This window comes from Aureliella helgolandensis, assembly GCF_007752135.1.
Taxonomy (GTDB): domain Bacteria; phylum Planctomycetota; class Planctomycetia; order Pirellulales; family Pirellulaceae; genus Aureliella; species Aureliella helgolandensis.
In genome coordinates, this window is record NZ_CP036298.1 from 8,036,395 (window position 1) to 8,062,063 (window position 25,669).

17 protein-coding genes are annotated in these 25,669 nt (G+C 55.6%); 7 read left to right on the forward strand and 10 right to left on the reverse strand.

The genetic code is table 11. The features are described from left to right. Positions 1-38 precede the first annotated feature (38 nt). The gene (locus Q31a_RS28355; protein WP_145085834.1) at positions 39-749 is read right to left on the reverse strand and encodes a hypothetical protein; all 711 of its coding nucleotides are present in this window, start codon (positions 747-749) and stop codon (positions 39-41) included. A 348-nt stretch (positions 750-1,097) separates the two neighbouring features. Between Q31a_RS28355 and Q31a_RS28360 the strand changes: the two genes are divergently transcribed. After that, entirely contained in the window at positions 1,098-2,858 is a 1,761-nt protein-coding gene (locus tag Q31a_RS28360) for a transglutaminase-like domain-containing protein (protein ID WP_197355860.1), read from the forward strand. Here the strand turns inward: Q31a_RS28360 and Q31a_RS28365 are convergent. Further along, positions 2,844-3,275, reverse strand: coding sequence for a bis(5'-nucleosyl)-tetraphosphatase (locus Q31a_RS28365; protein ID WP_145085841.1), 432 nt, complete (start codon positions 3,273-3,275; stop codon positions 2,844-2,846). The genes Q31a_RS28360 and Q31a_RS28365 overlap by 15 nt on opposite strands. Before the next feature lie 38 nt (positions 3,276-3,313). On the opposite strand from Q31a_RS28365, the gene Q31a_RS28370 reads away from it, so the two are divergent. The 4 genes from Q31a_RS28370 (at position 3,314) to Q31a_RS28385 (ending at position 9,010) form a co-directional block, all read left to right on the forward strand. Further along, complete coding sequence (locus Q31a_RS28370; protein WP_145085844.1) at positions 3,314-3,880, forward strand: cob(I)yrinic acid a,c-diamide adenosyltransferase; 567 nt, start codon at positions 3,314-3,316, stop codon at positions 3,878-3,880. 352 nt (positions 3,881-4,232) lie between these two features. Continuing rightward, the gene (locus Q31a_RS28375) at positions 4,233-4,571 is read left to right on the forward strand and encodes a P-II family nitrogen regulator (RefSeq protein WP_145085848.1); all 339 of its coding nucleotides are present in this window, start codon (positions 4,233-4,235) and stop codon (positions 4,569-4,571) included. A 144-nt stretch (positions 4,572-4,715) separates the two neighbouring features. Continuing rightward, on the forward strand, positions 4,716-7,373 hold the full coding sequence (locus tag Q31a_RS28380) for a bifunctional uridylyltransferase/uridylyl-removing protein GlnD (RefSeq protein WP_197355862.1): 2,658 nt from the start codon (positions 4,716-4,718) through the stop codon (positions 7,371-7,373). Between the two features lie 782 nt (positions 7,374-8,155). Next, on the forward strand, positions 8,156-9,010 hold the full coding sequence (locus tag Q31a_RS28385) for a hypothetical protein (protein WP_145085853.1): 855 nt from the start codon (positions 8,156-8,158) through the stop codon (positions 9,008-9,010). Positions 9,011-9,384: 374 nt separating this feature from the next. On the opposite strand, the gene Q31a_RS28390 is transcribed toward Q31a_RS28385, so the two are convergent. From Q31a_RS28390 to Q31a_RS28415, 6 genes are all read right to left on the reverse strand, one after another. Further along, positions 9,385-10,581 (reverse strand): class I SAM-dependent rRNA methyltransferase, encoded by a 1,197-nt coding sequence (locus Q31a_RS28390; protein ID WP_145085856.1) that lies wholly within the window; start codon positions 10,579-10,581, stop codon positions 9,385-9,387. 117 nt (positions 10,582-10,698) lie between these two features. After that, entirely contained in the window at positions 10,699-12,006 is a 1,308-nt protein-coding gene (locus Q31a_RS28395) for a DUF1501 domain-containing protein (protein ID WP_145085860.1), read from the reverse strand. 37 nt (positions 12,007-12,043) lie between these two features. Beyond that, positions 12,044-14,914, reverse strand: a complete 2,871-nt coding sequence (locus Q31a_RS28400; protein WP_197355863.1) for a DUF1549 and DUF1553 domain-containing protein — start codon at positions 14,912-14,914, stop codon at positions 12,044-12,046. Positions 14,915-14,992: 78 nt separating this feature from the next. Continuing rightward, positions 14,993-15,739 carry a hypothetical protein gene (locus Q31a_RS28405; RefSeq protein WP_145085866.1) on the reverse strand — a complete coding sequence of 249 codons (747 nt, stop codon included), beginning with the start codon at positions 15,737-15,739 and terminating at the stop codon, positions 14,993-14,995. Between the two features lie 13 nt (positions 15,740-15,752). Continuing rightward, positions 15,753-16,427, reverse strand: a complete 675-nt coding sequence (locus tag Q31a_RS28410) for a hypothetical protein (protein WP_145085869.1) — start codon at positions 16,425-16,427, stop codon at positions 15,753-15,755. After that, the gene (locus Q31a_RS28415; RefSeq protein ID WP_197355865.1) at positions 16,417-17,064 is read right to left on the reverse strand and encodes an RNA polymerase sigma factor; all 648 of its coding nucleotides are present in this window, start codon (positions 17,062-17,064) and stop codon (positions 16,417-16,419) included. Before Q31a_RS28415 ends, Q31a_RS28410 begins: the two co-directional genes overlap by 11 nt. A 518-nt stretch (positions 17,065-17,582) precedes the next feature. Here Q31a_RS28415 and Q31a_RS28420 point away from each other — a divergent pair. Beyond that, entirely contained in the window at positions 17,583-18,641 is a 1,059-nt protein-coding gene (locus Q31a_RS28420) for an ROK family protein (RefSeq protein WP_231690983.1), read from the forward strand. 295 nt (positions 18,642-18,936) lie between these two features. Here the strand turns inward: Q31a_RS28420 and Q31a_RS28425 are convergent, their stop codons facing one another. Further along, positions 18,937-20,841 carry a leucine-rich repeat domain-containing protein gene (locus Q31a_RS28425; protein ID WP_145085877.1) on the reverse strand — a complete coding sequence of 635 codons (1,905 nt, stop codon included), beginning with the start codon at positions 20,839-20,841 and terminating at the stop codon, positions 18,937-18,939. Between the two features lie 366 nt (positions 20,842-21,207). Further along, the gene (locus Q31a_RS28430) at positions 21,208-23,418 is read right to left on the reverse strand and encodes a tetratricopeptide repeat protein (RefSeq protein WP_145085880.1); all 2,211 of its coding nucleotides are present in this window, start codon (positions 23,416-23,418) and stop codon (positions 21,208-21,210) included. On the opposite strand from Q31a_RS28430, the gene ppk1 reads away from it, so the two are divergent. Beyond that, complete coding sequence (ppk1, locus tag Q31a_RS28435; RefSeq protein WP_145085883.1) at positions 23,417-25,531, forward strand: polyphosphate kinase 1; 2,115 nt, start codon at positions 23,417-23,419, stop codon at positions 25,529-25,531. The genes Q31a_RS28430 and ppk1 overlap by 2 nt on opposite strands. Positions 25,532-25,669 lie beyond the last annotated feature (138 nt).

Sequence of the window (25,669 nt, forward strand, 5' to 3'; positions counted from 1 at the left end):
ATCCATGCCCGGGAGGAGTAAAGCACTCCCGGTAGCATTCAGCAAGTGGTCACATCTCCCTCAGATTCCATTCCGAGTCGCATGGTCAATTGTTGGAACTGGTCGAACATTTGATCGCTGCTGGTATGAACGTGTTCCGCTTCGGTCACGAACCGAATCTTCTCATCAACGTACACATCGTGGTCGATCAGCACTCGCTCGAAGGACTCTAACGGTGATCCATAAGCAATAATCAGCTTGTGTTCGTCGAATTGCACCTCTTGTTGGCGCTGTGGGTTGAGCACCGCAATTCCGGTACAGCCATCATTGAGAAGCATCTCCTCGAAATCGTAGAGGATGCTCTTGAGCACAGGCATATCGATATGCTCGCGATAGTGATCCTGATGCCCCCCAGAATGATAATGGCTTGTTTCGAGCACGACATCGACAACCGGACCCAGCGTATCGATCATGTCGATGAACAAGTCAAACAACCTGCGCTTCGTAGCAGAGGCCATCATGACAGGTACTTTGACCTTGGTTGTCGGATCAGAGTAAACATCGTGTCGAAACCCTTGCCGAGGCACGACCTGCAAATCGACCGAGGGTCGAATCGCATCGGTCAATTCGAAAGCACCGTAGTTGGAGACCAACAAGTGGGCTTCAAGCTGCTCGTCGGACAAGCTTCCGAAGCTTGTAAGAGCATCTGCTTTCGAACTGGAAGTCGCGGAGGAGGAGGTGTTGACTTGGGAGCGTTGCTGCGAGCCCATCTTGATTCTCTTACTAAGATTAATTCAGTTGGGGATTTACACGTTGGCCGTGGACCAATGCCACAGTGCCCTTGGTTCTCAGGACAACCAAAGCTAGGTCACCTTAAACCTCCGAGTCCGCGAACCTACAAAGTTGTGAATTTTCCTAGCTACTTATTCCACTCCAACTGCCATAGCCCCTAGAATCGGAACCTGCACTTCCACCGTGATGCGAAAAGTCAACTTAAACCGATTCCAATTTCGCGTCGCAGGCAACATGATGGAATTCCGGGAGGCGTTCTGCGAGTCAACTTGGCAGCCAACCGCCTGCTTGTTTCGAGCCCAAACTAACCTCATTGAATGAAGACCATGAGCGTTCTGCACCCTTGCCGTTGGGCTCCACGTTTGCTGCCTTTGGTATTGTTTTGTTTAGCCCTCGGATGCGACTCTGCCCAGCAGAAGCGGGAAGCCGCCGGCCGCGCGTTGGCAGCCCAGCAAAACGCGGCTGCAGCGGAAGCGCTGGAGGCGGAACAAGCGGGCGACGCTTCGCCCCCAGCCACTGGATCTCCCGGAACCACTGGCGAAAAAGCGGTGAGTAGCAGTGTTACCCCCACGGCCGAACTTGAATCGCCGCCCCGTTCTGCTTCTCCTTCTCCGCAATCCACCACCCCACCTCCTACATCGGTCGCACTGGCCGGCGATGGCCCGTGGATCACTGCGGAGCAACTTCCCTGGGAAGCCGCCTTTCTGCAGTACGTGGGCAACGCCAGAATTGGCTACACCCATTTCAAGATTTCGGCCTCCGCCTTGGAGGGGACCAAGCAGATCACCGTCCAACGCACCGACTCCGTGGAATTCATGAGAGCCGGGCAGCTGTCGCGCGTCGAGATTCAGTTCGAATCTCTGGAATCGATGAATGGCGGCCTAGTCGACTTCACCGAGACCACCACGCATGGAGATAACGTGACGACCACCGAGGGCAAGTTGGTTCGTCAGGTCCTGAAGCTCAAGACGGAAGTCGCCGGAACGATCAAGACCCAGTCGATCCCAATGGAAGCGGGAACCTGGGGGGCGATGGGCGTCCAAGCGGTACTGATGCAAAAGCCCATGGTGCGCGGTGAAAAGCGAATCATCAAAATATTCCTTCCCCAACTAAAACGGATCGTGGATACAGAGTTGATCGCCGGCGACTGGGAAACAACGACGCTTCCTGAAAGTGGCCACGCCGAACTTCTGCCCGTCGATATCGTGATGATGGCAGATGAGGACAATGGTGTGCGGACTCGCAACTGGGTCGATGCCCAAGGTGAAATTCAAAAAACTGTTTCACTGAGCGGTCTCAACATGAGCACCTTTCGAACCACCGTGGCGATGATCGAGAGCATGCAAGCCGGATACGAGATCGATGACATGGAATCGTTCGACATCCCGTTAGCGGGGACACTCCCCCAGGACTCTCAGCCGCAAACCATTGTCTACAAAGTCGACGGCCTGGGTGTCGATCCCTACGACCTACTGCCACGCGAAGGGGCACAAGCCGTGCAGTCGGTCAGTGCGCGTAGTGCCGCCCTGACCGTCCAACACATCGCTTTAGCAGATTTCCCAGCGATCGCCGCGCCCGACAACTTGAGCGACTACTTAGCCGCCTCCCCCTTCCTGCAAACCGAGCACCCCAAACTCAAAGCGCTCAGCCTAAAAGCCGCTCAAGCTGAACTCAATTCAACAGATCTCGCCCTCGAACTAACTCAGTGGGTGTTCCAAAACATGCAGCTGGAACCCACCCTCTCCAGCCATTTTGAAACGGCCTTGGAAGCCAGCCAATCGCTGAAAGGCGACAGTACCGAATGTGCCGTCCTACTGGCAACCCTGTTGCGATGCCGCGATATTCCAGCCAGATGTGCTAGTGGTTTGCTTGCATCCCCCGATGGCAAACTCAGCTTCCACATGTGGACCGAAGCCTGGATCGACGATCACTGGCTGCCGCTCGACGCGACTCGCGGTGGCCCTACGAATACCAACTACATCAAGTTGCTGGATTCCCCACTGTCCAGTGAGAATCCCTATGGGGCGATATTGCCGGTCCTCGAGGTCATGCCGAAACTGGAGATTGGAATTTCAATGGTGGAGTGAGGGCCGATCTAGGTATTCCGCTACCGCGGCCAGCAGCGGGTCGATTGTCTCCGCTTGAATCGCCTGCTCCACCGGCCACGGGAACCACTCGTATCCCAGATGTTCTGTGAGGACAATTTCTCGAGGCTGGTCTAGATATCCAAGAAAATAAGTGACGCGCTTGATATGGACGCCATGCCGCTGGTTGTCAACTTGATATTCCAACACGAACTGAAAATCGGGATCGACCTCGATGCAATCTGGGGGGATCCCGGTTTCCTCCACGGTTTCTCGCAAAGCAGTTGCTAAAATGCTCTCGTTCGGTTCGGCATGCCCTTTAGGAAGATCCCACCGATGCTTATGCTTCATCAGCAGGAAGCTCGGAGGAACAGCTCTAGAGAAGAGCAAGAATCCAGCAGCTTCGACTCGAGTGGCCATTTAAACCTCTTATTTCGTTGAACCTCGCAACACATTTGATGAAAATCTACACCAAGAGCGGCGACAAGGGGACTACGGGCCTGTTCGCAGGACCCCGCGTTTCTAAAGATCACCCACGCATTGCCGCCTACGGCACGGTTGATGAATTGAACGCCATGCTGGGAGTCATCGCCAGTTCGAGCCAGTTGTTATTCCAGGACGGGGTCCCCCTCACCACCTTTCTGCAAGAGATCCAGAGCGACCTCTTCTCGATCGGAGCGGAGTTGGCCACTCCCAACGCGGACAAGCAAGGCATGCGTTTGCTCGATCTGGCACGCATCGAAGCGCTTGAAGCTCGTATTGACGCAATGCAGCTGCAACTTGCCCCGCTAGAGAGCTTCGTCCTGCCTGGCGGAACACAGGGATCGTCCATGCTCCAGTGGGCTCGCACGGTTTGCCGTCGCGCCGAGCGCGAGGTCGTCCATCTCACTCTCCAACCCGATGCGAACGAGTGTGATTTGGTGGTTATCTACCTCAACCGACTCAGCGATTTGCTGTTCGTCCTAGCTCGATACGACAATCACTGCGCAGGGGTGCAGGATATCCCGTGGCGCAAGCCGAGTTAGAGCCCGCCGTTCGCAAACGGCTGAACCCCGTAGAGCTAAAACCTAATAATAAGAGTAGCAACTGAGCTTTTTTCGCTTAGGACACGAACTTTCCCAGTTCTTGGTTCCTCCCGATTCCGAGCCGCGCCGCAAAACGCTAGACTGTTGGGCACGGCGGCTTGGCAGCTGAAACTTCTCAGCAGCCAACGAAGTGGTTGGAGCCTCGATTGAGGAAAAGTTGTAGATTAGACGAGCGAAAGATTCCATGCGTCCGCTCGCCGAATAGCGTCCCCAGACTGCTTGTCCCAAGCAAATACATTCTCTACTGAGAAACCACCGCGGAATTGCTCGCATAGAATCCTGGAGATAACGGATGAAGAAAATCGAGGCCATCGTACGGCACTTTAAACTCGAAGATGTCAAAAACGGGCTTACCGAACAAGGCATTCACGGCATGACGGTCTGTGAAGTCCGAGGTTATGGAAGGCAGAAGGGACACACAGAAATCTACCGTGGTACAGAATACGCAGTCGATTTCGTTCCTAAAGTCAAAATCGAAGTGGTCTGCACCGACGCAAATTTGCAGATTGTGATCGACACCATTTTGCAAACAGCTCAGACTGGTCAAATTGGCGATGGCAAGATTTTTGTGACAGACCTCAGCAATGCGGTTCGAATTCGGACAGGCGAAAGTGGCGAAGAGGCCATCTAAACTCCACCGCGTCTCCCGTGCATGCTCCTGGTCCACATCGCCCCATGCTGGACTCCGTCAGACACCAAACGCCTTGCTTGCCTCTCTGCCCCCAGAGCGGCTGATGGCTTCTGTACTCATTCAACCCAGTCCGACGAGGATTACATGCCCGTAATAGGTGGCTTGCCAGCGGCAGTCATCCAATCGCGAAAACGGCTCGACGAAGGCCGACAAAAGCTCCGCGCCCAACACGATTCAGGTTCGCCCGGCCTGCATGTGTGCGTGCGTTTGACCGATTTGGTGGACTCGATCGTACTCGACCTTTTCGATCTGGCTCTAGAACAGTCTGGCATGGCGAACTCCAGTGGCGCATTTTCACTGGTTGCCCATGGAGGCTATGGTCGGCGCGACGTGGCCCCCTTCTCCGATGTCGACCTGATGCTGCTGCATTCCAAGTCCGTGGCCACCGAAGCGGTCTCGGTGGCTCGACTGCTGAGCCAATGGATTGTTGATTCGGGTTGCCAACTCGGCTTCTCACTCCGAACCCCACAGCAATCCTGGAAGCTCGCCTGGTCCGACGCAACCGTCTTCAGCTCCCTGGCGGAAAGCCGCCTGATGGCTGGCAGCACGGAACTGTTTGCGACCTATATTCGCGGACTCCGCCAAGGCGCTCGCCGACGGAGTCAAAAGCTCATCCGCAAGGTGGAACACGCTCGATTTGAGGAGCGTCGCAAGTACGGTGAGACGGTCTTTCTCCTCGAGCCCAACATCAAACGCTCACGGGGAGGACTGCGAGACATCCAACTCATGCGATGGATCGGCTTTGCGAAGTTCGGCGAATGCGATATCGAACGCTTGGCCCAGTTGGGGCACATCACACCGGAAGATCACCAAGCGCTTCGACGGGGATATCAATACCTGCTGCGACTGCGCAATCAAATGCATTTCACCGCCGGCAAGTCTCAAGATCAACTCGATCGAGCCCTGCAAATACGCCTCGCCGAATGGAGTGGGTTCGAAGGTGAGGAGGGGATTTTGCCGGTTGAGCAGTTTATGAAGCAGTATTTCGAGCACACCAGTGAGATCCGGTATAGCAGCGCGCATTTCGCCAATTCGGCGAAGTGGCAATCTCCCATCGCCAAGTCCATTGAACATACCGTGGCCTTCCCCGTACGTCGCGACTACCGCGTCGGTTGGCGGCATGTGTGGGCCACGAAATCGGGCTTAGAGCGTCTCAAACGCGATCCTGCTGCAGTGCTGGAACTCATGAGTGTTTCGAGCTTGTTCGACAAGCCGATCGAACACACGACATGGCGCGAAATTCGCGCCGCGATGCTGACGCGGCAAGCCGGAGATATCGACGATGTTACCATTCAACGCTTTATGGAACTCCTCTCCAGTTCCGGTAACCTTGCCGATCAACTGCGACGCCTCCACGAACTGCGCGTGCTAGAACAGATCATTCCAGGGATGACCCACGCGCGGTGCCTGCTGCAATTCAACCAGTACCACAAATACACCGTCGACGCTCACTCAATTCAAGCGGTTGATTGCGTCACCGACCTAGAGTCGGACGAATCCCTTCTGGGAATCATGTATCGCGGCCTAAAAAACAAAGCCATCCTGCACTTAGCATTGCTGATTCACGACCTTGGCAAAGGCTTTGCAGAGGATCATAGCGAAGTGGGCCGACGCATTGCCGCCAAAACAGCCGATCGGCTGTGCCTGTCGGCGCAAGACAAGGAGACGCTGGAATTCCTTGTGCACCAACACCTGCTGCTAGCCCACACCGCCTTTCGGTACGACCTGAGCGACAATAGAGCGGCCGTCAAATTCGCCTCGGTGGTTGGCTCCAGCGAACGCCTGCAACTCTTGCTGTTGCTAACCTACGCCGACTTAGCCAGCGTTGGACCCGATGTGGTCAATCAGTGGAAGGTCGACTTGCTACTCCAACTCTACTACCAAACCGATTCGCACTTTCGAGATGATAAACCCGGGGAGGGATTCCGCGGCGAAATCACCTCTCGCCGCGAAGCCATCCTCCATGCAGTCCCCGCCAATATTAACCCTGGTAAGGATTGGTGGAAGGGGCAAATCGATGCACTTCCCATCGGCTACCTAATGCGTACACCACCGCATTTGGCTGTCAGCGAACTGGCCAATCTACTCGAATTGGAGCATAAGCCCTCGCTGACTTGGGGACGCTACATCGAATCGCAACAAGCCGTGGAGTACACGATCGCTACGCGGCAAACGGGCCGTCCCATCGGGGCCTTTCACCGCATCACCGGCGTCATCTCCAGCCTGGGCATGCAAATCAATGCCGCCGACATCCATACACAACCAGGCGATATCGCCTGGGATCGCTTCTTGGTTGAAGACCAAGAATACGAAGGCGCCCCCCCGCAGTCACGGATCGATCTCGTCTGTCAAAAAATCAATCAATCCCTAAATCCCGAGAGCCCCGCCGTTCCCAATTTCCCCATGAAATGGTCCTCGCGAGGCTCCAAGAATTCGGAGTCGCTGGAGATCCAACCCACGCAAGTGCGGTTTGACAACAGCACCTCCGAGAGCCACACCATCATTACCCTGTTCGCCTACGACCGCTTGGGACTTCTCTATTCAGTTTCGAAGGCGCTCTTCGAAATGGAATTAATTTTGCAATTTGCAAAAATTAGTACCCATCTCGATCAGGTCGTCGACGTGTTCTATGTAACCGATATGAATCATGCGAAGATCGAGGAAAGCACACATCTCTACATGATACGTCAACGACTACTCCAAGCCGCTCGCAGCCCTCTGAAGAGCCTCAAAGGCAGCTAGTCAAAGAGCGAGTCTACGATGCGCAGCGGTGATGCCTCTATGTTTCAGTGATGCATCTTCTGTTCGGCGAATCGCTGAAGCGTCGTGCCGTTCATCAACCACGGCGCCCCGTTCCATGACTCCCCTGGGCTGTCTGATGAAAACGCACTCAGGATTGGCAGCGAAAGCTTAAGGACAGTAAGCCTTCAGACTCCTCTCGGTCGCACAACTTGGTCGCACAGCCCAGGCAGAGCTGGCAGAACGACCATTCACGCCAGCTGCCAGAACCCCACCGCAACGAGCTATTGATTTAATAGCAATTTGAAATTTGTGCGGAGGTAGCCACTCCCCATTGTCCTGTAGCAGTAACCACCTTTCCTTGCTCGCGGAGCGGCTTACTACTTCAACAGCCCCGCAAAGCCAACCCAGCCGCTACAGCCTTCTGCATCGCGAGAGTACGGTGCAATGCTCACTCTTTTGCTAGCCCTTGCGTTGCGCCCGTCGTCGCCCGATTGCATATTTTTTTAGCTAGCAAAAACTTGCACTTCGCTAGCCGCGGTGAATAGTTTCAGTAAGCACCCACGACGCCCGCTGCGGCACCAGCCCCGCAGTTCATGTGGCCCAGTTTGCCATCTCGAGGGATTAGGTTCGTGGTGCCCTTTTTTGATGTGAGACTCTACCGTTTGCGTGAATCATGCGCCAACTCTTGTGTACATGATGTGCCGAGACTGGCTGTCCTTTCTCCGAACGCGTAGCGCCATGGATTCGGCTAAGATCGCCACTTCTCGACAAGGGTACCAAAGATGAAATTTAAGATCGCACTCGCCGCCGCTGCCTTCTCTTGCTGTGGTGTTCATTCGACGTTTGCTCAAGTACGCGTGTTAGGGGGTTTCGGAAGTCCCACCCCAGCACCTCGGCTTGTCGCGGCACAATCAGATGCACTTGATTTGGCGGCACCTACCTCCGACTCCGCTGGCAACACAGAAGCTTTAATCGAAGCACTGCGAGAGCCCGCGACGCCTCCAGCTCCGCCCGCACCAGCACCACCGGCTCCCACGGAAGTCATCCCGGCTGAGCCGTTCTCTCCTCACGAAGCGAACGCTAGCGATCCCAATGCTTTAGTATCTCCTCACGATTACAATCCAGCCATTGTCGATACGATCAACAACTACGGCACCATCGCAGGTATGGAGCAGACACACCTCTCGCAAGTCGCTTGGCCGCAAACCGCCCATCGCACCGACCCGCTAGCCAGCTTCCTGTTGCGTCAAGGCTGTGGCCAAGGCCTGTGGGCGAACTATCCCAATGAACGAGCGGCCGATTGTGCCGCCATGTGGGCGCACATCCACGCTCCGACACTCTGCGAAAAACTTCACAGCCACTTTGGTGGCAGCCCATGTGGCACGTGTGGCACAGCAGGCTGTGACACTGGGGGATGCAGCACCGGTAGCTGTGCATCGGGTGCCTGCGATGCGGCCACGGTCCGACCGCGGAACCGCTATCTCGAGCACCTAAGCTTTCCCCCAGCCCCCAGTGGCTGTGACTCGGCAACGTGCGGATCGACTTCCGCCGCACCGCAACCTCCCGTCTACCTCGGTTCCCAACCCACCCCTCGCACCAACGTAGCCACAGCTCCTAGCGATCTGAAGTACCACTAGCGCATTGTCAAGACTTAAGAATTAGGGTTTAGCGAGCGTTCGGAAAAAGGTGTCCGACACCAAAAGTGCAAAGCACCCGAAGGGCCGTTCCGGCTTTTGGTGTCGGACACCTTTTTCCGGGCAACCCGAAAATTAAGCTTGGACAATGCACTAGCCCTCGCTGTGCAGTTATTGAACTGAAGTTTCGACTCCCATTCTTCCGATACTATTGGTACCACGGATTGGGAGTCGAGAACGGAAGCAATTCCGTTCCCACGACATAGATGGTCATGGTGTGACGATGGAGCGGCATATCATGACCATTTTTCGTGCGCGGTCAGTGCCCCTCCTCCAATGAGTTGGTATTCACCGCTAGATTGCCAAGCGACCTGTGGCTAAATGACTTGGCAAATCAGGCACTTGAGATATTCGGTTTCTGGACAATTCACATCGACGGGGTGGTCGACGTCCGCTCCCGTATTCTCCAGGATCTGAATTCTTCGTCGACTTCGCTTCGCTACCGAGCCGAGCATGCCCACGAAATCTTCGCGACCGACGCGGCCCGAGCAACTGCAGGTAATCAAGATACCCCCGGGCTGTAGAAGATTCACCGCAGACAGATTTAGGCGGTGGTAGGCTCGCAGTGCTGCAGGCACCTGGTTGCGGTTGCCAGCCATACGCGGGGGGTCGAGGACGATCGTCTGGAATTTCTTCCCCGTCGCGACCGTTTGCTCAAGATAGTCAAAGCAATCTGCCTTCTGAAATTCAATCTGAGCAAAGCCGTTGAGATGAGCATTTTGCTGCGCTTGCTCGAGCGCCTTGGCGCTGCTGTCCACGGCGGTAACCTTGGTCGGCTGGCCCCAGCGGCACGCCGCCAAAGAAAAACCGCCCAAATAACAACACACGTCCAGCATTTCCCCTGCTTGGACCCAGCGGGCTGCCCGCAAGCGGTTCGCACGTTGATCTAGGTAGTAACCGGTCTTTTGGCCCGAAGTTAGATCGATCCCCACCCGCACGTCGTTCTCCACCAATTCCACCAACGACTCCGGTGCGGCGCCACGTAGCAATTCATCACGCGGCTCCATTCCCTCGTTGCTGGCTGTCTTCGCATCCGTGCGTAGGAAGATCCCCTGCGGATGAAAGCGCTCTTGCAGCCAGGCCACGATTTCATCCAACCACCCCAGCATGGCCAACGCGGTTACCTGAACGACGATATAGTCACCGAACTGGTCGACGATCAAGCCGCTCAACCCATCTCCCTCACTATTGACGAGCCGGACGGCAGTCAACGCCTGGTGACTCTGTAGCCAATGCTGCCGCAGGTTGACCGCACGCTCGACCTGCCCGAGAACCCAGGCAGAATCGAGATTCAGGTTGGCATCCCACTGATACAATCGCACCCGAATTCGACTGGCCGGATTGTAGATTCCACGGCCGATCCACTGCCCAGATGATGTCACGAGTTCCACCGCTTGTCCCGCCGCAACTGCGGATGTCGGCTCAATAATGGAACGATTGAGGACCCAGGGATGATGCCCCGTAAAATTTCCGGCGTTGCGAGAATTAAGGATTAGTTGGGGTAGGGCTTGCATGGGAATCACAATGCGACTGGTCGAGACAAAACACGGAGTAAGTCTCGCAGTCTAGTTGGTCTGTCTGAATTTCCTAGCCCATGAGCTCTCGACCTGGCATCCCAAGACCGGTTGGAACTACCCAAACAGTTGGGAAATCACCTGCCCGTCACGAACCAACGTGATGGGGCGGCCCGTTTCGGTGTGATACTCCTGCCGAGGATCGATTCCCAGGCTGTGATAGAACGAAGCGGCGACGTCATCGGGCTTGATCGCCTCGTGTGCGGGCCCTGACGCGGTGGCATCACTCTCACCAATCACTTGCCCCCCCAGCATTCCACCTCCGGCCATGAGCATAAACATGCAACGCGGGTAGTGATCGCGGCCCCCTTCAGCGGAGCGGGTATTGATTTTTGGGGTCCTGCCAAACTCACCGGTCGTCATCACCGAGGTCGATTCCAGCAAGCCGCGCTGCTCCAATCCAGTCAGCAGGGAGGAGAGCCCGGCATCCAGTTTGGGTAACAATTGGGTTTTGAGCTTGGTAAAGTTGTCTGTGTGCGTATCCCACCCGCCCAACGAAAGCGAGACGAAACGCACGCCAGCCTCAATTAAGCGAATCGCCAATAAGCAACTCTGCGAAAAATTCTCCGGCTCAAACTGCTTGGCAAAAACCGGGGACTCTCTGGAAATATCAAAGGCCTCGCGCGCTTGGCGACTTGTGATCATATCGAACGCCTTTTGATTGAAACGGTCCAGCCCTACCAACAATTGATCACTCTCTTGCAGTTCGCTGAACGTTTGATCCAATCCCTTCAGAAGGCCTCTTCGCCGTTCGATTTCCTCGAGTGTGGAATCCTCCCCCAATGAAATCCCGCGCACATGATAGGGCTGCCCCGCCTTGGGAGAACTACCGGTGTTCAGGGGAGCATACTGAATGCCCAAGAAGCCGGCGCGTTGGCTACCGCGAGGAATCGCGACGAAGGGAGGTAGCTCCTTGGCAACAGGAAGTTCTTTAGTCACCACCGCCCCGAAGCCCGGGTATTCCAGCGAAGCTAGTGGTCGACTGCCTGTGTTCACGTACTCCTGCCCGAGGCGGTGAGCCGCCAGAGTATGGCTGACACCACGCAGGATTGTGTACTTGTCCGCACATTGCGCCAACTTCGGCAAGTGCTCGCAAACCTGGATGCCTGGCACGTTGGTGGCGATGGGTTGAAAGGTACCACGCGTTTCACTCGGTGCTTGCGGCTTGGGATCGAACGAATCCAGATGGGATGGCCCACCCGGCAGATCGATAAAGATTGCGGCTTTGGCCGGTGCCCCCTGCCGCACCTCTCCCCCATGCGTGAGTTTCAAGTAGTTCGCCAGAGTCAGGCCGCTGGCCGCCACGCTACCGACGCGCAGAAAATCGCGGCGAGTCCGTCCGTCACAGGTACGATGCAAGACCATGTTTCATCTCCCTCAAAGCTGTATTTGATTCGCGATTTTAGTGATTGAGAATAAACTCTTTCGTGTTGACCAAGCTCCACATCAGCGCTTGAACGGCCTCGACCGGGTCGTCACCGGTCCGCAGGAAATTCATGGCCACGCTCTGCTCTTCTGGCTTAGGCTGCCTACTAACGGTTCGCAGGTACGCGTTCTCGACAATCCACTCCGCCTGTTCATCAGTGATCGCTGCATTTACGGGCTTGGGTTGCCCCCTCTCGGGAATTTCAACCGTTGAGGAAGCTAACACTCGCTCCAACTCATCCTCCAAACCATTTCTCTTGGCAATCTGTTCCGCTTTGCCCATTAGCGCATCACGCCGCTCGCGAAGCAGCTTGACCTGCTGCTGTTGCCCGCGTGCTCGAGCTTGTTGCATCTGCTGCTGCATGCGGTCCATCTGCTTGCCAAACGATTCGATCAGCTTCTCAAATCTTTCCTGGCGCGCCGCATTCGCGGGTCCAGCCCCTGTAATCTGCCAACCATATTTGCGCGCTACCGCGGCGGCCCAGCTCGTGGCTGGATCCTCCAGCCATTCATGGACCGCAGTATCGTTGAGGAGGAACACGGTCTGCAACAAACTGGATTCACTCGAACGATCGCAATCGCAGTTGGACTCTCGCACGCTCCTGCCAAAAACGCTTAGCGTATAGCTGGTGGAATCGGTCTTCGCCAAAGAGCGTGGACTCGCACCAGCCACGGTCAGGGCGCGAGGCATCTCCAATTCCGCAACCTTCTTCCCCAGAGCGTCGTTCGCTAGGGCCGTACGAACTGCATCATGCGTCGCCTCAGCAGGCAAGCGTCTCAGCAAGCTGTGGCTAAAATTGTGCCTATCCTCTGCATTACTCTCGTTCGGTTGCCAGCTGCGTTGGTAGGCATCGCTATTCAAGATTTCTCGGTGCAGCCACTTCATGTCGAATCCAGACTCGCGAAAGCCACTGGCCAAATGCTCCAGCAATGGGCCATTGCTAGGCGCATTGGCGAGACTCAAATCATCGGGTGGATCAACGATGCCGACTCCAAAGTATTGGGCCCACACACGATTGGCAAACGCCTTGGAAAAATAGGGATTCTCTTCCGATCGCAACCAAGCCATCAACTGCTCTCGTGCATCGCTTCCATCCAATTCGACCCACTCGCCTCCCAGCAATTTTGCCTTAGGAGGCTCCACGGGCTTGCCTCTCCCTTTTGCCTTGGCCCTACGGTTCGCCGCCGATTGCGTATTGACCGTCAATTCGGGAAAGGGAATAGTTTCGCCATCGACCAACAACTTGCTCAATTCACGTCGTAGCAAATTGCCCTTGAGCTCCCTATCGACATCGAGCGAAGTGAGCATTTTTGCAAAACTTCGTTTGCTATCGGGAGCCAACGTATTCTGGCGAGCCTGCACAGCGCCAAAGAGACCTTGAAACTGCTCAAAATCCTGCTTGGACCACTGGTCAAACGGATGCTTGTGGCACTGCGCACACTGAATGCGTACGCCCAAGAAAGAGTAAGCAAAACCGATGGCTTGCTCTTCCGCCGTGCGAAAATTATTCCGCGCCCAATAGTGCACCAACCCTGGTCGCTCAGCGAATCCAGCTCCCGAAGAATCGCGACACAACTCGCTCATCACCTCGCAGTACTCAACATACGACTCATCCGGCTGGCGGCTGTTGGCTGTAACGATTCCCTCGACCAGTTGGTCGTAGGGCACATTATCCCGGACGCGTTTCAAAACCCACTGGTACCATTGGTTTTCGACACGCACCGATTGCGGCAAAAAATTGCGAAGCTGATCGTCATTATTACCGGTAATGTCGCAGAGAAACGTGGTCCACTGAGCCGCGTATCCAGGTCGCTCCAGCAATTCTTCAACTTTCTGCTGCCTCTTGTCAGCCGATTCATCGGCAGTGAATGCCAACACCTCCGCAGCACTGGGAAGCGTGCCAATCGCATCCAGCGATGCGCGCCGCAAAAACTCTTCGTCGGTGCACAATGCGGAGGGCCGCATTCCCAGCTTCTGTAGTTTGACGGCGATATGCCGATCCACTTCCGTTCGCGCCTCGGTTTGCACGAGTTGCTGCGGTTTGCCAGAGTCACTTGTCACGGGCCGCAGCGCCAGAATGGGTACTACTGCATTGTCGTAAGAGACCACAACATGCGTATCCCCCGCCTCTCCACCTGTCACCAAGCCTTCAGCATTGACGTCCGCGATCGCATCGTCGTTGGAATGAAATCGGCACAGCGCCGTCACATCCTCGCGACTACCATCCGCCCACTCTGCAACCACACGGACCTGCTGCTGATCCCCTGCTCTTCCGAACCAAAGTTCTGCTGGAGAAACGTGCAAATGTTCTAAATGCTGCACCTCTTGCGTATCGAAAGGAGCATCAGCCTCGATCCACTTGCGCAAGACCCAGTACTCCCAGCTTCCAACCGCAAAGCGCTCGCCCCCACCATGATCTTCTGCGCTAACCGGCTTCGTTAAAACAAAACTCTCCAACTTGTCCTCGAGGTCGACACGGGCCGCTCCATCCTCCAATAGGGCTTTGTAATCCGCGACAAAATCGTATCCAAACAGGGAGAGTCCGAATCCCCCCTGCCCTTGAAACGAGCCGTGGCAAGCGCGACCATTGCAGCCCAAACGCCCCAGCAAAGGGGACACATGGCGTTGGAAGTCAGGCACTTCTTCCGTGACTGGGCCACTGCCCTGAAGCTCCTCCGGAGTCAGCTCTTTATCTGAGGAAGTTGGCAGTGCTCGTGGTGCAAACCTCTGATAGATCGGTGGTAGAGCAACCTGCACGGCCTCTCCCGTAAGTATTCCACCCGCTGGCTCGGCGGCCACAGTACTGGACACGAAGCTGATCCACACCAGCCACAGAAATCGGCTCATTTGCGATCCTACCATTCGACATTCTCTCCAACAAATAATCGGGCGTTAGTATGCTCCAACACCCCGGCGAGTGTTCTCCTAACGACGTGGCGTTTGCCGCTTCATCCGAGCTTCCCAACTCTTCATGGACTTGGCTTTCAATTCCTCTCGACCATTCGCATGCCGCTCGAGTTGCGTCTGAATTTGCGACAATTGCTTGGCCGCGCGCTCTTCCAACAACTTCAGCCGGGCAAAGTCTTGTGAGATTTCGAGATCCACCAATTCCTCGAATCGCTCCTGATGGGCTGCCCGCGACTTCCCGTCCGCAATCAACATCTCGGCGGCCAACAAACGGAGTTGCGACCGGGTATTCCACAAATCGAGCTCGATCTGGTAGGTCTCAGCGTCACGCTGCGACAAGGACGACAAGCGTTGGTGGGCGCGCGACATCTCTCGCATTGCTTGCCGATACATGTTCGGATTTTGCTTCTTGAGAAAAAGGAGCAACTTGGCTAGCTTAGGCTGATGTTCCCGCACGAACTCCAACACATCTGCTTCTCGTTCGCTGGCAGCAGACTCACTCTCCGGAGATTGCGGCTTGTGAGTACCGAGCGTCCGCGAGCGCGATCTGCGATTCCCACTCTCGGCCCCCGCGTCCGCTTGCGTGTCCGAGCGGTCTTCGCTCTCAGGCTGGCTGACCGACAATTCCTCTCGGGGGCTCTGAGCACTAGCGCTTTGAATTCCCCACAGCAGCCCCACTCCACAGAGCAGTCCCCGCAAGGCTGTTACGCCGCAACGCAATCGGCAGCCCTGCAATCTGCCTCTCGTATTTCTGTAGCTGTTCATTCTACTGGTCACCTTAGGACTCCCCTTCCATCCACATCAACCGAGCCGCTTCAACGACCCAGTCTTGCGTTTCTTCACCCTGCGCCTCACTCCAAGGGCCGGCCAACATCTCTCCGCCCCTCTCCGATGTATCCGTTGCATCACTGTCGGGTCGAAACTCAATCTCAACCTGTCCGTCTGCAGACAGCTCTGCATCCAGACTCGACCATGAATCGGCCACCAATTCCAAGGGATACCACTCGCCGCCCTCATCCGTCAGTGCGGCCTCTAACGAACGGGGGGCCCCATTGGCAACAACGCGGTTCCAGTTCTCACCGATGCCCGCCGTCCAATCCAACGATCTCCCGAGCATCAGGAGCACCGCCACCGCAGCCACAACTGCCACTCCCCACAGTTTGCCTCTCGCACTCGCGAAAACCCTCCCACGACTGCATTGCTTGAGCCTCACTCGACCTTCTCCTCTTCGCACGATCCTCTGCCCAGAGCGTTTGGCGGCGCAAGAGACCAACTGCAACCACTCCATGCGGTCTGCAACCGCTAAGGCTCGGGCGGGCTCTTCCAGCATGCGCAATTCAAACTCAGCTCGATCCAGCGTGGGATCCTCGAGCAAATAGCGATCCATGTCTTCCTCGGAGAAGAGGAGGCTTCCGGGCTGTTTCATGGGCGTCGTAGGCAGTTTAGGATTCATCGGCCAAGCTTCTCTTAAGTTTCTCAAGTGCAAGACGCATCCGAGACAATGCGGTACCTAGTGGAATTTTCAAACTGGCTGCAATTTCTGCAAAGCCCTGCTGCCCGGCCATACGGGCCAAGACGACCTGCCGCTGCTCGATCGGCAGATGATCGATAGCTGCCTGCAGCCTCTCCACTTGCTCAAGCCGCTCCATACTCCGCGACGGATCAGCACCTGCCCCCGTCGTGCCACCACTTGGCTGCTGCTCCCCCCAGCTGGACTCTGCGCCGTACTGGTCAGAAGCGCGGTGAGGCTGGCGGCGTTCTTTGCGGCGTAAATTTTTGGCCTGGAACTGAACGGTTCTCACGAGCCAGCCAGACCGCTGCGTTTCGGGAATGGCATCAAGCTTCTCTGAAAAAAGCACAAAAGTATCCTGGACGGCGTCTCGCGCCAGCTCCCAATCTCGTAGCAGAGCCCACGCAATCCTCTCCAACTGAGGAGCCAATTCCGCGTGCAACTCACCGACGATCTGGCGCGAAGTCTCCGCCGCACCGACACCATACGAACTCCCTCGCTCGGGATTGCTTCGCGGTCCCCATGCTCGTTCGGTCGAATCGGTTGACTGTGGCTCCTCGGGGGCCGCATCAGCTGTCAAGTTCCCTCCCAGCTACCTTGAGCGGCAGCACGTTCCCTAGTCAAGCGGCAGCTCAAACCTCCCACCTCGCACAATCAAAACAATCCAAAGATTGAATTGGTAAATTAACATCTGTCGATCGCACTAGGGCGCGACTCTACCGTGCTATGTCAGCCGATGCCCCATTTATTCACTCCAAGCCTTAGAAAAGTTGGAAAATCTTTAGGTTTCTCCGAACCTGACGAGCGCCACAGACACATTCTGACCGACCAACGCGAGATTCCACCCCCTTACCAAGCGGTTTTGCCGTTCCACGGGAGGCTGGGGCCGTTTGCAGTGTTCTCTGTGTCCGTCACAATACAGCATCCTTAGCCCTATCTACCTGCTCAGTATCGTTGATTACTCCGTGTAATTGAACTCGGGTGTTACCGCTCCGGACCCAATCGTCGCTAGGAAAATTTTTCACCTAGCGTGCTCCGCGATTACCATCTATGGACCACACTCTCATTCCTCCAGCCTTCCACCCCGGGGAGTCACCAGTGACGAAGGAAGCCGAAGTCAACACCCAATCCACCACCTCCGATCCCGATTCCGGCGCGCCAGAAGCCGCCGTCAAGGATCGGTCAGCCCGCTATTGGATTGGATTTGATCTGGGGGGCACCAAGATGCAATGCACCCTCTTCGACGAATCGCTCAAGCAAATCGGCTCCCGTCGCCGGCGGACCAAAACGGAACTGGGCGTCGAGGGAGGTCTCGATCGGATTGCCGCTACGATCTCAAAAGTTCTGGACGATGCCGATGTGCTTCCCTCGCAATTGGCCGGAATTGGAATTGGCTGCCCTGGTCCCGTAGAGTGGAGCAAGGGGGTCGTTCGCGTAGCCGTCAATCTTGGGTGGAAAAACGTAGCCGTCGGCAAATACTTGGAAGGCAAGTTCAATTGCTCAGTAACGGTTCTGAATGACGTCGATGCGGGCGTCTACGGTGAGTATGCTGCTGGGGCTGCCAAGGGAGCGCGGACCACCGTCGGAATTTTCCCCGGCACGGGTATCGGTGGCGGATGCGTTTATGACGGCCAAATCCTGCGTGGTAAACACCTCACTTGCATGGAAATTGGTCATACAAAAATCAATGGCTCGCCACGCCCCGGTGGAACCGGCATGGCTGGCACCCTGGAAACGGAAGCCAGTCGCCTAGCAGTAGCTGGCGAACTTGCCAAGCTCGCTTACCGAGGCGAAGCCCCCAACCTGTTTAAAACGGCCGGTACCGATCTTGGCGCAATCCGTAGTAAAACGATCGCGGAATCCATTGCTGCCGGAGACAAAAATGTCGAGCGTGTCGTGGAAGACGCCTGCGAGATGATCGGCTACGCCGTGGCCAACACCGTCCTCATGATCTGCCCCGATGTCATCGTTCTGGGTGGCGGTCTGGTCGAAGCCATGCCCGATCGATTCGTCAAAGCGATCTCCAAGTACGCGAAGAAAAACGTGTTCGAATGCTATCGCGATGAGTTCGAAGTCCGCGCTGCCAAACTTGGCGATGACGCCGGCACCGTCGGCGCCGCCGCCTGGGCCCAAAAGGTAAGACAACAATCCTCCTAACCAGGCTTGTTGAAATTGGAACCCGCCGCCTGACGGCATGTCGATTTCATCGCGATTTCAGTTTTACTGAGTAGGTAGCTTTCCTAATTGGCCGGTTGCGGCAACCACCTGTCCTTGCTCACCGGGCTGTTGAAATAGTTACCCGCCGCGTCAGCAAGGATAAGTGGTCGCCACTGCAGGTCGATTAGGGGTACTTCCTGCACGTTAGAACTCAAGGCGCTATTAAATCAACAGCCCGTCACGCTGCGGGTTACTATTTCAACAATCCCGTGAGCAAGGCAAAAGCGACTACTGCTCACGCCTCTTTCCAGTCACGAATTGTTTTGACTACCGGCTCCAATTCGTCTTTGGCAACGTCAGGTGAATCGAGCAACGCCTCGATCACTCGCTTGGTAATCGCAGGCCTGTCCGGAGACAACAGAGGGGCAAAAGGCCCCGTCAGTTGCCCTTGCCCCATGCGTTCCAAATACTGGATTGCTACCTCCTCCGACAGCTCTGGACTCGGGGAAGCTGCTGCCGAGAGGGATGCAAGCACTACCTTACAGTGGCCGCGATGTTCCCAATTGGGCGTAGCAGACTCTGCCTCTGGATCGCTAAAGTACTGAACATCGAGGCTTTCGAGCAGGGCCCTCAGCTTGGGAACACTCGCGACTACGACGTCCGGTGCAACCTCACCAAGCTTCAAGAAATAGTCACCAAACTTGTAGTTGCCGAAGGCAGTCAAGTCATTGAGCGCATCGATCAGAACCGGCACGACTTGCTCAGCATACTGGGGCCGTCGATGCACGATCTCCGCCAAGCCACACCAGGCCGCACCACGCGGTCGGAAGCCTTGTCCTTCGCCCTTACAAATAGGAAGAAGCTTTCTGACGGCGAGCGCGTCGGATGCCTCGCTCGGCATCCATTCCTCTCGGGAATAGAACGGTCTCGCGCCACCATAGCCAAACGCACACACGGTAGTTTCTTGAACAACGTAGGACTCATGCAGCAACAAACGCTCTAGCTCCGCTTCGACTTGCGGCAAGCCCTCTCCCCAATGAACCAACAAAAAGGGTGCAACATAGAACAGCCTCTGGGCACTCCCCCTCTTGTCACTCGGATAGGGTGTAGAGTCCAGCGCCGCCAATAGTTTTGGTACGTCACTGGCAGTGAACCTCTCTCTGACATATTGGACCAACGACTGCGTGATGACACCCGACGACCGTTCTTCCAACAGTACTTCCAGGAATTCCTCAGCACTCTCGATCTCTATCCCTATCTGGCTCCCGGCCGCAGGGCTGCCGGAAGTCGAGTAAGTGAAAACCAACGGAAGCACCACTTTGGTTGATTTAAAATCGATCACGGATGTCAGTGCGTCGCGTAATCGCGCCGCCTGCTCGGAATTGAGATCAGCCTCCGCAACCACCGCCTCAGCAACGCCGGCTAGCGTGAGCCCCCAATCCTGATCACTGTCCCACAAGGTGTAACCTTTGCGAAAATTGCCTCGGCTCTTAAAGTCCTTACTGCCGGTTAGCAATTCATAAGCCCTCTTCCCATTTCCCTCCATGACTACGACATCCACGCTGGCCGGTTGCATGCGGCGCAACGCCTGAACACTTTCAGTAGTGATGCAAGTATCCTCCACCCACAACTTCTCGAGCGACGTTAATGGCTCCAATTCCTGGAGACCTTCGGAAGTGATTTCGGTATTGGTAAGATCCAAATTGACGAGACTGCTCATCGTCGCCACGTGCGGCATACTCGCGTCGGTGATCGATGTGTCATTCAGCGACAGATTGACGATACCTAGCGGAAGGCAGGCAATATGCGCGTCGGTGATATTAGATCGGGCCAGTGATAAAACGCTCAGTTTCGGAAATCGGTCAAGCAGCGCGCAGTCGTTGGGCTGCAAACTCGCCCCATCCAACGTCAAACGTTCGATTCCTGTGCACTGACTTAGCGCCTCTCGCAACTCAGCATTGATAACCAAGTCTCTCAGAGCCACACTCACTACGGAAGAAGGGTCCGTTGGACTGAACAGCACGACGCCCCCACCTCTCTGGATTGCATCAACAAAACCTTGCGACAGAGTACTGGGAGGTGCTGCCCGTCGCTGGAAATAATCCCCCGGCAGGTACATAACGACTACCATCAGACCAATGGCAACCAACATCGCGATGAAGAAATGTAGGCGTTGGCGAACCGACAGGGAAGCGTTCATCGTCTCATCACTTTCACTAGTCAGATTGCAATAGAAATGCTCCAAACCTCGAACACAGACACTTGCGTCGGATTCGATCGATGAGACCCAGTCCAGCTGCGACTTCGACAGGCGTGGATCACCGAGACCTCGATTGTATCATCGAAGCACTTGAGGAGCGCATTTCGAAAGACAAATCGCTAGCAACTCACCGCTTTCCATAACGCAACGATCCCACGATCCAGCATTAACATTCCTTAACCATCTTTCGCAGTGCATCGACTCCAGCTCGACGAACTCGGAAGGCGGACTCGGAGGGCGGACTTGGAGCCATAGAAAACAGCTTGACCGAACAGCTTGGTGCGAGCATGTTGTCGCGCGTTCGTCTCAACGCAGCGGGGACGGGTTGCGATTCAATTTCTCTCTCGCCGTCGCCAACAACTCCAGCGTAGCCGGATCGTCTGGGTAGAGTTGGTCGGCTTTGCGCAGCGACTCTTCGGCAAACGCCCATTCCTCCAGTGCCAAATGGACTCTACCTAGCTCAAAGAGAACGTACGCATCCTCAGGCTTGTGGAGTACCGCCAGCATCAAATACCCCTTAGCCTTCTCGTACTCCTCCACTCGGGATAGAAGTGCGCCATAGTAAACGTAGCCGCGGCCCCATTCAGGATAGTCTTCGAACAACAATTCGTATTGCACCAGGGCTGCATCGATCTCTCCCATGTGGGTCAAACAATCGGCCAGCACAAAACGACTCTCCGGGTCATTGGGCAACAACTCGAGTGCATCGCTAGCTCGCGGTGCCGCCTCCACGAACTTACCCGACCAATGCAAAACTTTGGCCAGATTGCGGAGAGCCACTCCATGGCTCCTCAGATCAACGCGAGAGAAGATGGACGCTTCAGACTCGCTCAAGACGGTTTCCTCCACGGGGATCCAGGCCTCGGCCCCCACTCCATTCTCTGCCACTTTCAACTCCTCCAAAATCCACACCGCCAACTGTCGATGGATCTCGAGAGTCGGATGGACGTGATCTAGAAAGTAGCGATCTCCTAAGATGCGGTTCCCCTGCTCTCGCTCACTCAGGGCGTGCAATTTCTCGTTAAAATCGACCAGCCATACATCGCGTGGCTCCTGCGTTGCTTCGGCTACGACCCGACGCAACGCGCTGTCGATCTCCTCAACCGCGCGCAGTGGACAAATATCCTCTTCAATTGCCAGCGAGAACTCTCGTCCCGCTTCATCGAACCGCTCCAGTGCCACGTAGGCTTGACCAAGTCGATAGCGAGTTTCGGCGTAGGCCGGATCCAACTCCACAGCTTCCTCCAACAACGTCGCCGCAGCAGCATAGTCCGCATCATCGAGTGCCGCGACCCCCTGCTGTACCCTGGATAAAATACGCTGCTGCGACTCGCTTTGCAGGCTGCTAAATTCACTTTTGAATGGCGTGCACGAACCTTCGTTGGAGGCAGGCGTGATAAACAGAATTTGAGAATTGCACCGGCGGGCGATATCCACCATTCTCTGAAGGTTGAATTCATAGTGGCGCAATACACCGCTGCGCCACGAGGCGTCGCGATGGTAGTCCACCGGTCCCACGGTATGGTTGAGTCGTTCGTCAACCTCCGGTGGCAACTGATTCTGTGTGGCGACCGGCAAATGATCTGCCGAGCGTCTGGCGGCCTGATACAAGCGATCCAAGACCGAATAAGAACGTGTCTGAGCCGCGAATGACTGCAGCGTCAGCAGCCAGCCCGGGCGATTGAGCAGGTCAGCGTAGGTTCGGCGTTCGAGGAATTCATTGTGAACGCTGTAGACAATAAACCAGTCGGGATCGTACTGCGACAACTCTTCCATGATCGCGGCTACACGGTAGCTCGCGTAGCTCACTCCACCCGCATTGATAACCTCCCACCGCGTGTGGGGATCGATCCGATTTAGCACTTCACGCAACCATCCACAAAAACTGGTTGTATCGGAATAGGGCCGCCCAAAAGTAGTCGATCCACCCAAGCAAAAGATCCGCTTCGTGCCCGGTCGCTTCACCCTAGGAAAACTCTGGTCGTTGAACCACACGAGCTTGCTGGGAGTCGTCGCCAGCCACTCCTCGGCTGGTTTGGCGTCCGTAGAGACGGCAGGGGCACCGTCCTGCATGGCTTCTAAGCGGCTTAAGAGATCGTCGCCAGAGCTATCGGGGGCCGTGGGCAGGGGAGAGAACAATGGAGTACTATTGCTAAACCCTACAAACGGATCGGCGGTGCTTGACAATGGAGCGACCCCCAGCAGCATGAGCAGGAACTCTGCCAAAACGACTAATGCGAGCACAGGGATGAGCGCGAAGCATAATTTGCGGCCACGCGAAATCTGGCGACGCGGCCGACTGGCTTGAGAATCCGGCCGGGTAGTCGACAAAGCGGACTTGGAGCTCAAACGAGTTTTCGATGAAATTTTCATAAATCCCTGGACAGCCCCCCCTACTCTGACGAACTCAGCACAGGCAGACCAATGGCCAGCCACACCGAAGCGGTTTATCTTAAGAATCCGCAGTAAGCTATCCCACGTCACTACGTAACCCAGCATTTCCCAAGTAACGACCATGGCGATCGAATCCCAAAATTATATCAATCGTGAATTGAGCTGGCTGGCATTCAATCAGCGAGTCTTGGAACAAGCGAAGAGCACGCATGTTCCCTTGCTGGAACGTCTAAAATTCCTAGCCATCTCTAGCAGTAACCTAGATGAATTCTTTATGGTTCGCGTGGGAGGCCTGCTGCTACAACTCAAAGCAGCCGTGGCCTCCACCGATCCAGCTGGCATGACGGTCCGCGCTCAATTGAAAGCCGTCCGCGCGCGAACCGCCGAGATGATTGAAGGCCAATACAATTGCTTCCTCAATCAACTCGAACCCGCCTTGAGGCAAGAGGGGATCGAACGAGTCACTCTCAAAAACGCCAGTGTAAAGCACCAGGAGGCTGCCAACCTTGTTTTCGACGAGGAAATCTTTCCCGTCCTCTCCCCCATGGCAATTCACTCTGCTGAGGATTTTCCACTCCTAGCCAACCACGCCTTGTACGTCTGCGCGCAGATTGCCACCGAAGGCAGCGATTCCCACCGCTTTGTCATCATCCCCTTGGGCAAAGTCATTCCCAGAGTTATCACGCTACCCGCAGAAAATGGCTTTCGATTTGCCATGCTCGAGGATGTCGTCTGCCACTTCATCCAGAGTTTTTTCACCGGAGAGCAAGTCGTCTCGGCAGCCGCCTTTCGAATCACTCGTAACGCCGACGTCAGCATCCAAGAAGATGCCGCAGCGGATCTCCTGCATGGTATGAAAGAATTGCTCCAACAACGCAAAACGGCCGATTGCGTCTGGCTGGAGGTCGATCAAGATGCTGCTCCCGAGATCCGGAAATTCCTCCAAACTTGCCTAGAAGTTACCGATCGCGAGACTTGCTTAGCTCCCAACCCACTCGACCTGTCCGCCTTTATGCAATTCACGGATCTGGAGGGCTACGACCATTTACGGGACCCAACCTGGACACCGCAAAAGAGCCCGCAAATCGACCCGACGGTAAGCATGTTTACGACGATTTCCGAAGGCGATCTTGTACTCAATCATCCCTACGAGAGCTTTGAACCGGTCGTCCGACTGATCGAAGAAGCGGCCGAGGACCCCGATGTGCTGGCGATCAAGCAGACCCTGTACCGCACGAGCCGCAATAGTCCCATCGTCAATGCGCTGCGCAAAGCGGCCGAACGAGGAAAGTACGTCACAGCCCTAGTGGAACTCAAAGCTCGCTTCGATGAAGCCCGCAATATCGAGTGGGCCCAAGAACTCGAAGAGGCGCAGGTTCAGGTCGTTTACGGTGTAAAATACCTTAAGACGCACTCCAAAGTCTGCATCATCGTTCGCCGCGAGCCTCGTGGAATTGTGCGCTACATGCACTTCGGCACCGGAAACTACAACGAAACCACAGCCAGATTCTACAGCGATATTAGCTACATGACCTGCAATGATGAACTGGGAACGGATACCAGTGCTTTCTTCAATGCAGTCACCGGCTACAGCCAACCACAACCCTACAACGCGCTCGAAGCCGCTCCCATTGGACTGCGCAAAAAACTACTCGAACTGATCGCTGCTGAGATCGAACGCAAGAAGCAAGGTCAAAGCGCATCCATTGCCGCCAAACTCAATTCCCTAGTCGACCCTCAATTGATCGAAGCCCTTTACCAAGCTTCCCAAGCAGGTGTCAACGTGCGACTCAACGTACGCGGCATCTGCTGCTTGCGTCCCGGTGTCCCAGGGTTGAGTGAAAACATCTCCGTGATCAGTATCGTCGATCGCATCCTAGAACATGCGCGGATGGTCTATTTTGAGCACGGTGGAGATGATCTGATGTTCATCAGCAGCGCCGACTGGATGCCACGCAATTTGGACAAGCGTATTGAATTGCTCGTTCCGATCGAGCATGTCGGCAGCAAAAAACGGCTTATCGGTATCCTGGAAAACTACTTCAAAGACACCTCTCACGCCTGGGAACTCCAACCAGACGGTTGCTACATTCGACGCACTAGCCCGAGCGGACGCAGCTTCCGAGTCCAGGAACACTTCTACAAGAAGGCTTGCAACGCGATTAAGGATGCCGAGCAAAAGCGGCGGACGATGTTCGAACCCCACCAACCAGCAGCCAAACGCGAAGAGGTTTGAGTACAATAGGGCATCCCCCTCCCCTTCCCCCTTCCGAGGATGCCCTCCATGCCCCAAATCAGCCTGGCTGCACTGGTCCCCACATTACGCGTCCCCATCCCTCGGCGCTTAGTTTCGCGACTCTCAGCTCCATGGAGG

What these genes read in the sequence shown, in the direction of transcription:
- Q31a_RS28385 (WP_145085853.1), top strand. Translation starts at nt 8,156, where the DNA reads ATGAAATTTAAGATCGCACTCGCCGCCGCTGCCTTCTCTTGCTGTGGT.
- Q31a_RS28375 (WP_145085848.1), top strand. Translation starts at nt 4,233, where the DNA reads ATGAAGAAAATCGAGGCCATCGTACGGCACTTTAAACTCGAAGATGTC.
- Q31a_RS28360 (WP_197355860.1), top strand. Translation starts at nt 1,098, where the DNA reads ATGAGCGTTCTGCACCCTTGCCGTTGGGCTCCACGTTTGCTGCCTTTG.
- Q31a_RS28430 (WP_145085880.1), bottom strand. Translation starts at nt 23,418, where the DNA reads ATGGTCGTTACTTGGGAAATGCTGGGTTACGTAGTGACGTGGGATAGC.
- Q31a_RS28400 (WP_197355863.1), bottom strand. Translation starts at nt 14,914, where the DNA reads ATGAGCCGATTTCTGTGGCTGGTGTGGATCAGCTTCGTGTCCAGTACT.
- Q31a_RS28395 (WP_145085860.1), bottom strand. Translation starts at nt 12,006, where the DNA reads ATGGTCTTGCATCGTACCTGTGACGGACGGACTCGCCGCGATTTTCTG.
- Q31a_RS28425 (WP_145085877.1), bottom strand. Translation starts at nt 20,841, where the DNA reads ATGAACGCTTCCCTGTCGGTTCGCCAACGCCTACATTTCTTCATCGCG.
- Q31a_RS28405 (WP_145085866.1), bottom strand. Translation starts at nt 15,739, where the DNA reads ATGAACAGCTACAGAAATACGAGAGGCAGATTGCAGGGCTGCCGATTG.
- Q31a_RS28380 (WP_197355862.1), top strand. Translation starts at nt 4,716, where the DNA reads ATGCCCGTAATAGGTGGCTTGCCAGCGGCAGTCATCCAATCGCGAAAA.
- ppk1 (WP_145085883.1), top strand. Translation starts at nt 23,417, where the DNA reads ATGGCGATCGAATCCCAAAATTATATCAATCGTGAATTGAGCTGGCTG.
- Q31a_RS28365 (WP_145085841.1), bottom strand. Translation starts at nt 3,275, where the DNA reads ATGGCCACTCGAGTCGAAGCTGCTGGATTCTTGCTCTTCTCTAGAGCT.
- Q31a_RS28355 (WP_145085834.1), bottom strand. Translation starts at nt 749, where the DNA reads ATGGGCTCGCAGCAACGCTCCCAAGTCAACACCTCCTCCTCCGCGACT.
- Q31a_RS28390 (WP_145085856.1), bottom strand. Translation starts at nt 10,581, where the DNA reads ATGCAAGCCCTACCCCAACTAATCCTTAATTCTCGCAACGCCGGAAAT.
- Q31a_RS28370 (WP_145085844.1), top strand. Translation starts at nt 3,314, where the DNA reads ATGAAAATCTACACCAAGAGCGGCGACAAGGGGACTACGGGCCTGTTC.
- Q31a_RS28410 (WP_145085869.1), bottom strand. Translation starts at nt 16,427, where the DNA reads ATGAATCCTAAACTGCCTACGACGCCCATGAAACAGCCCGGAAGCCTC.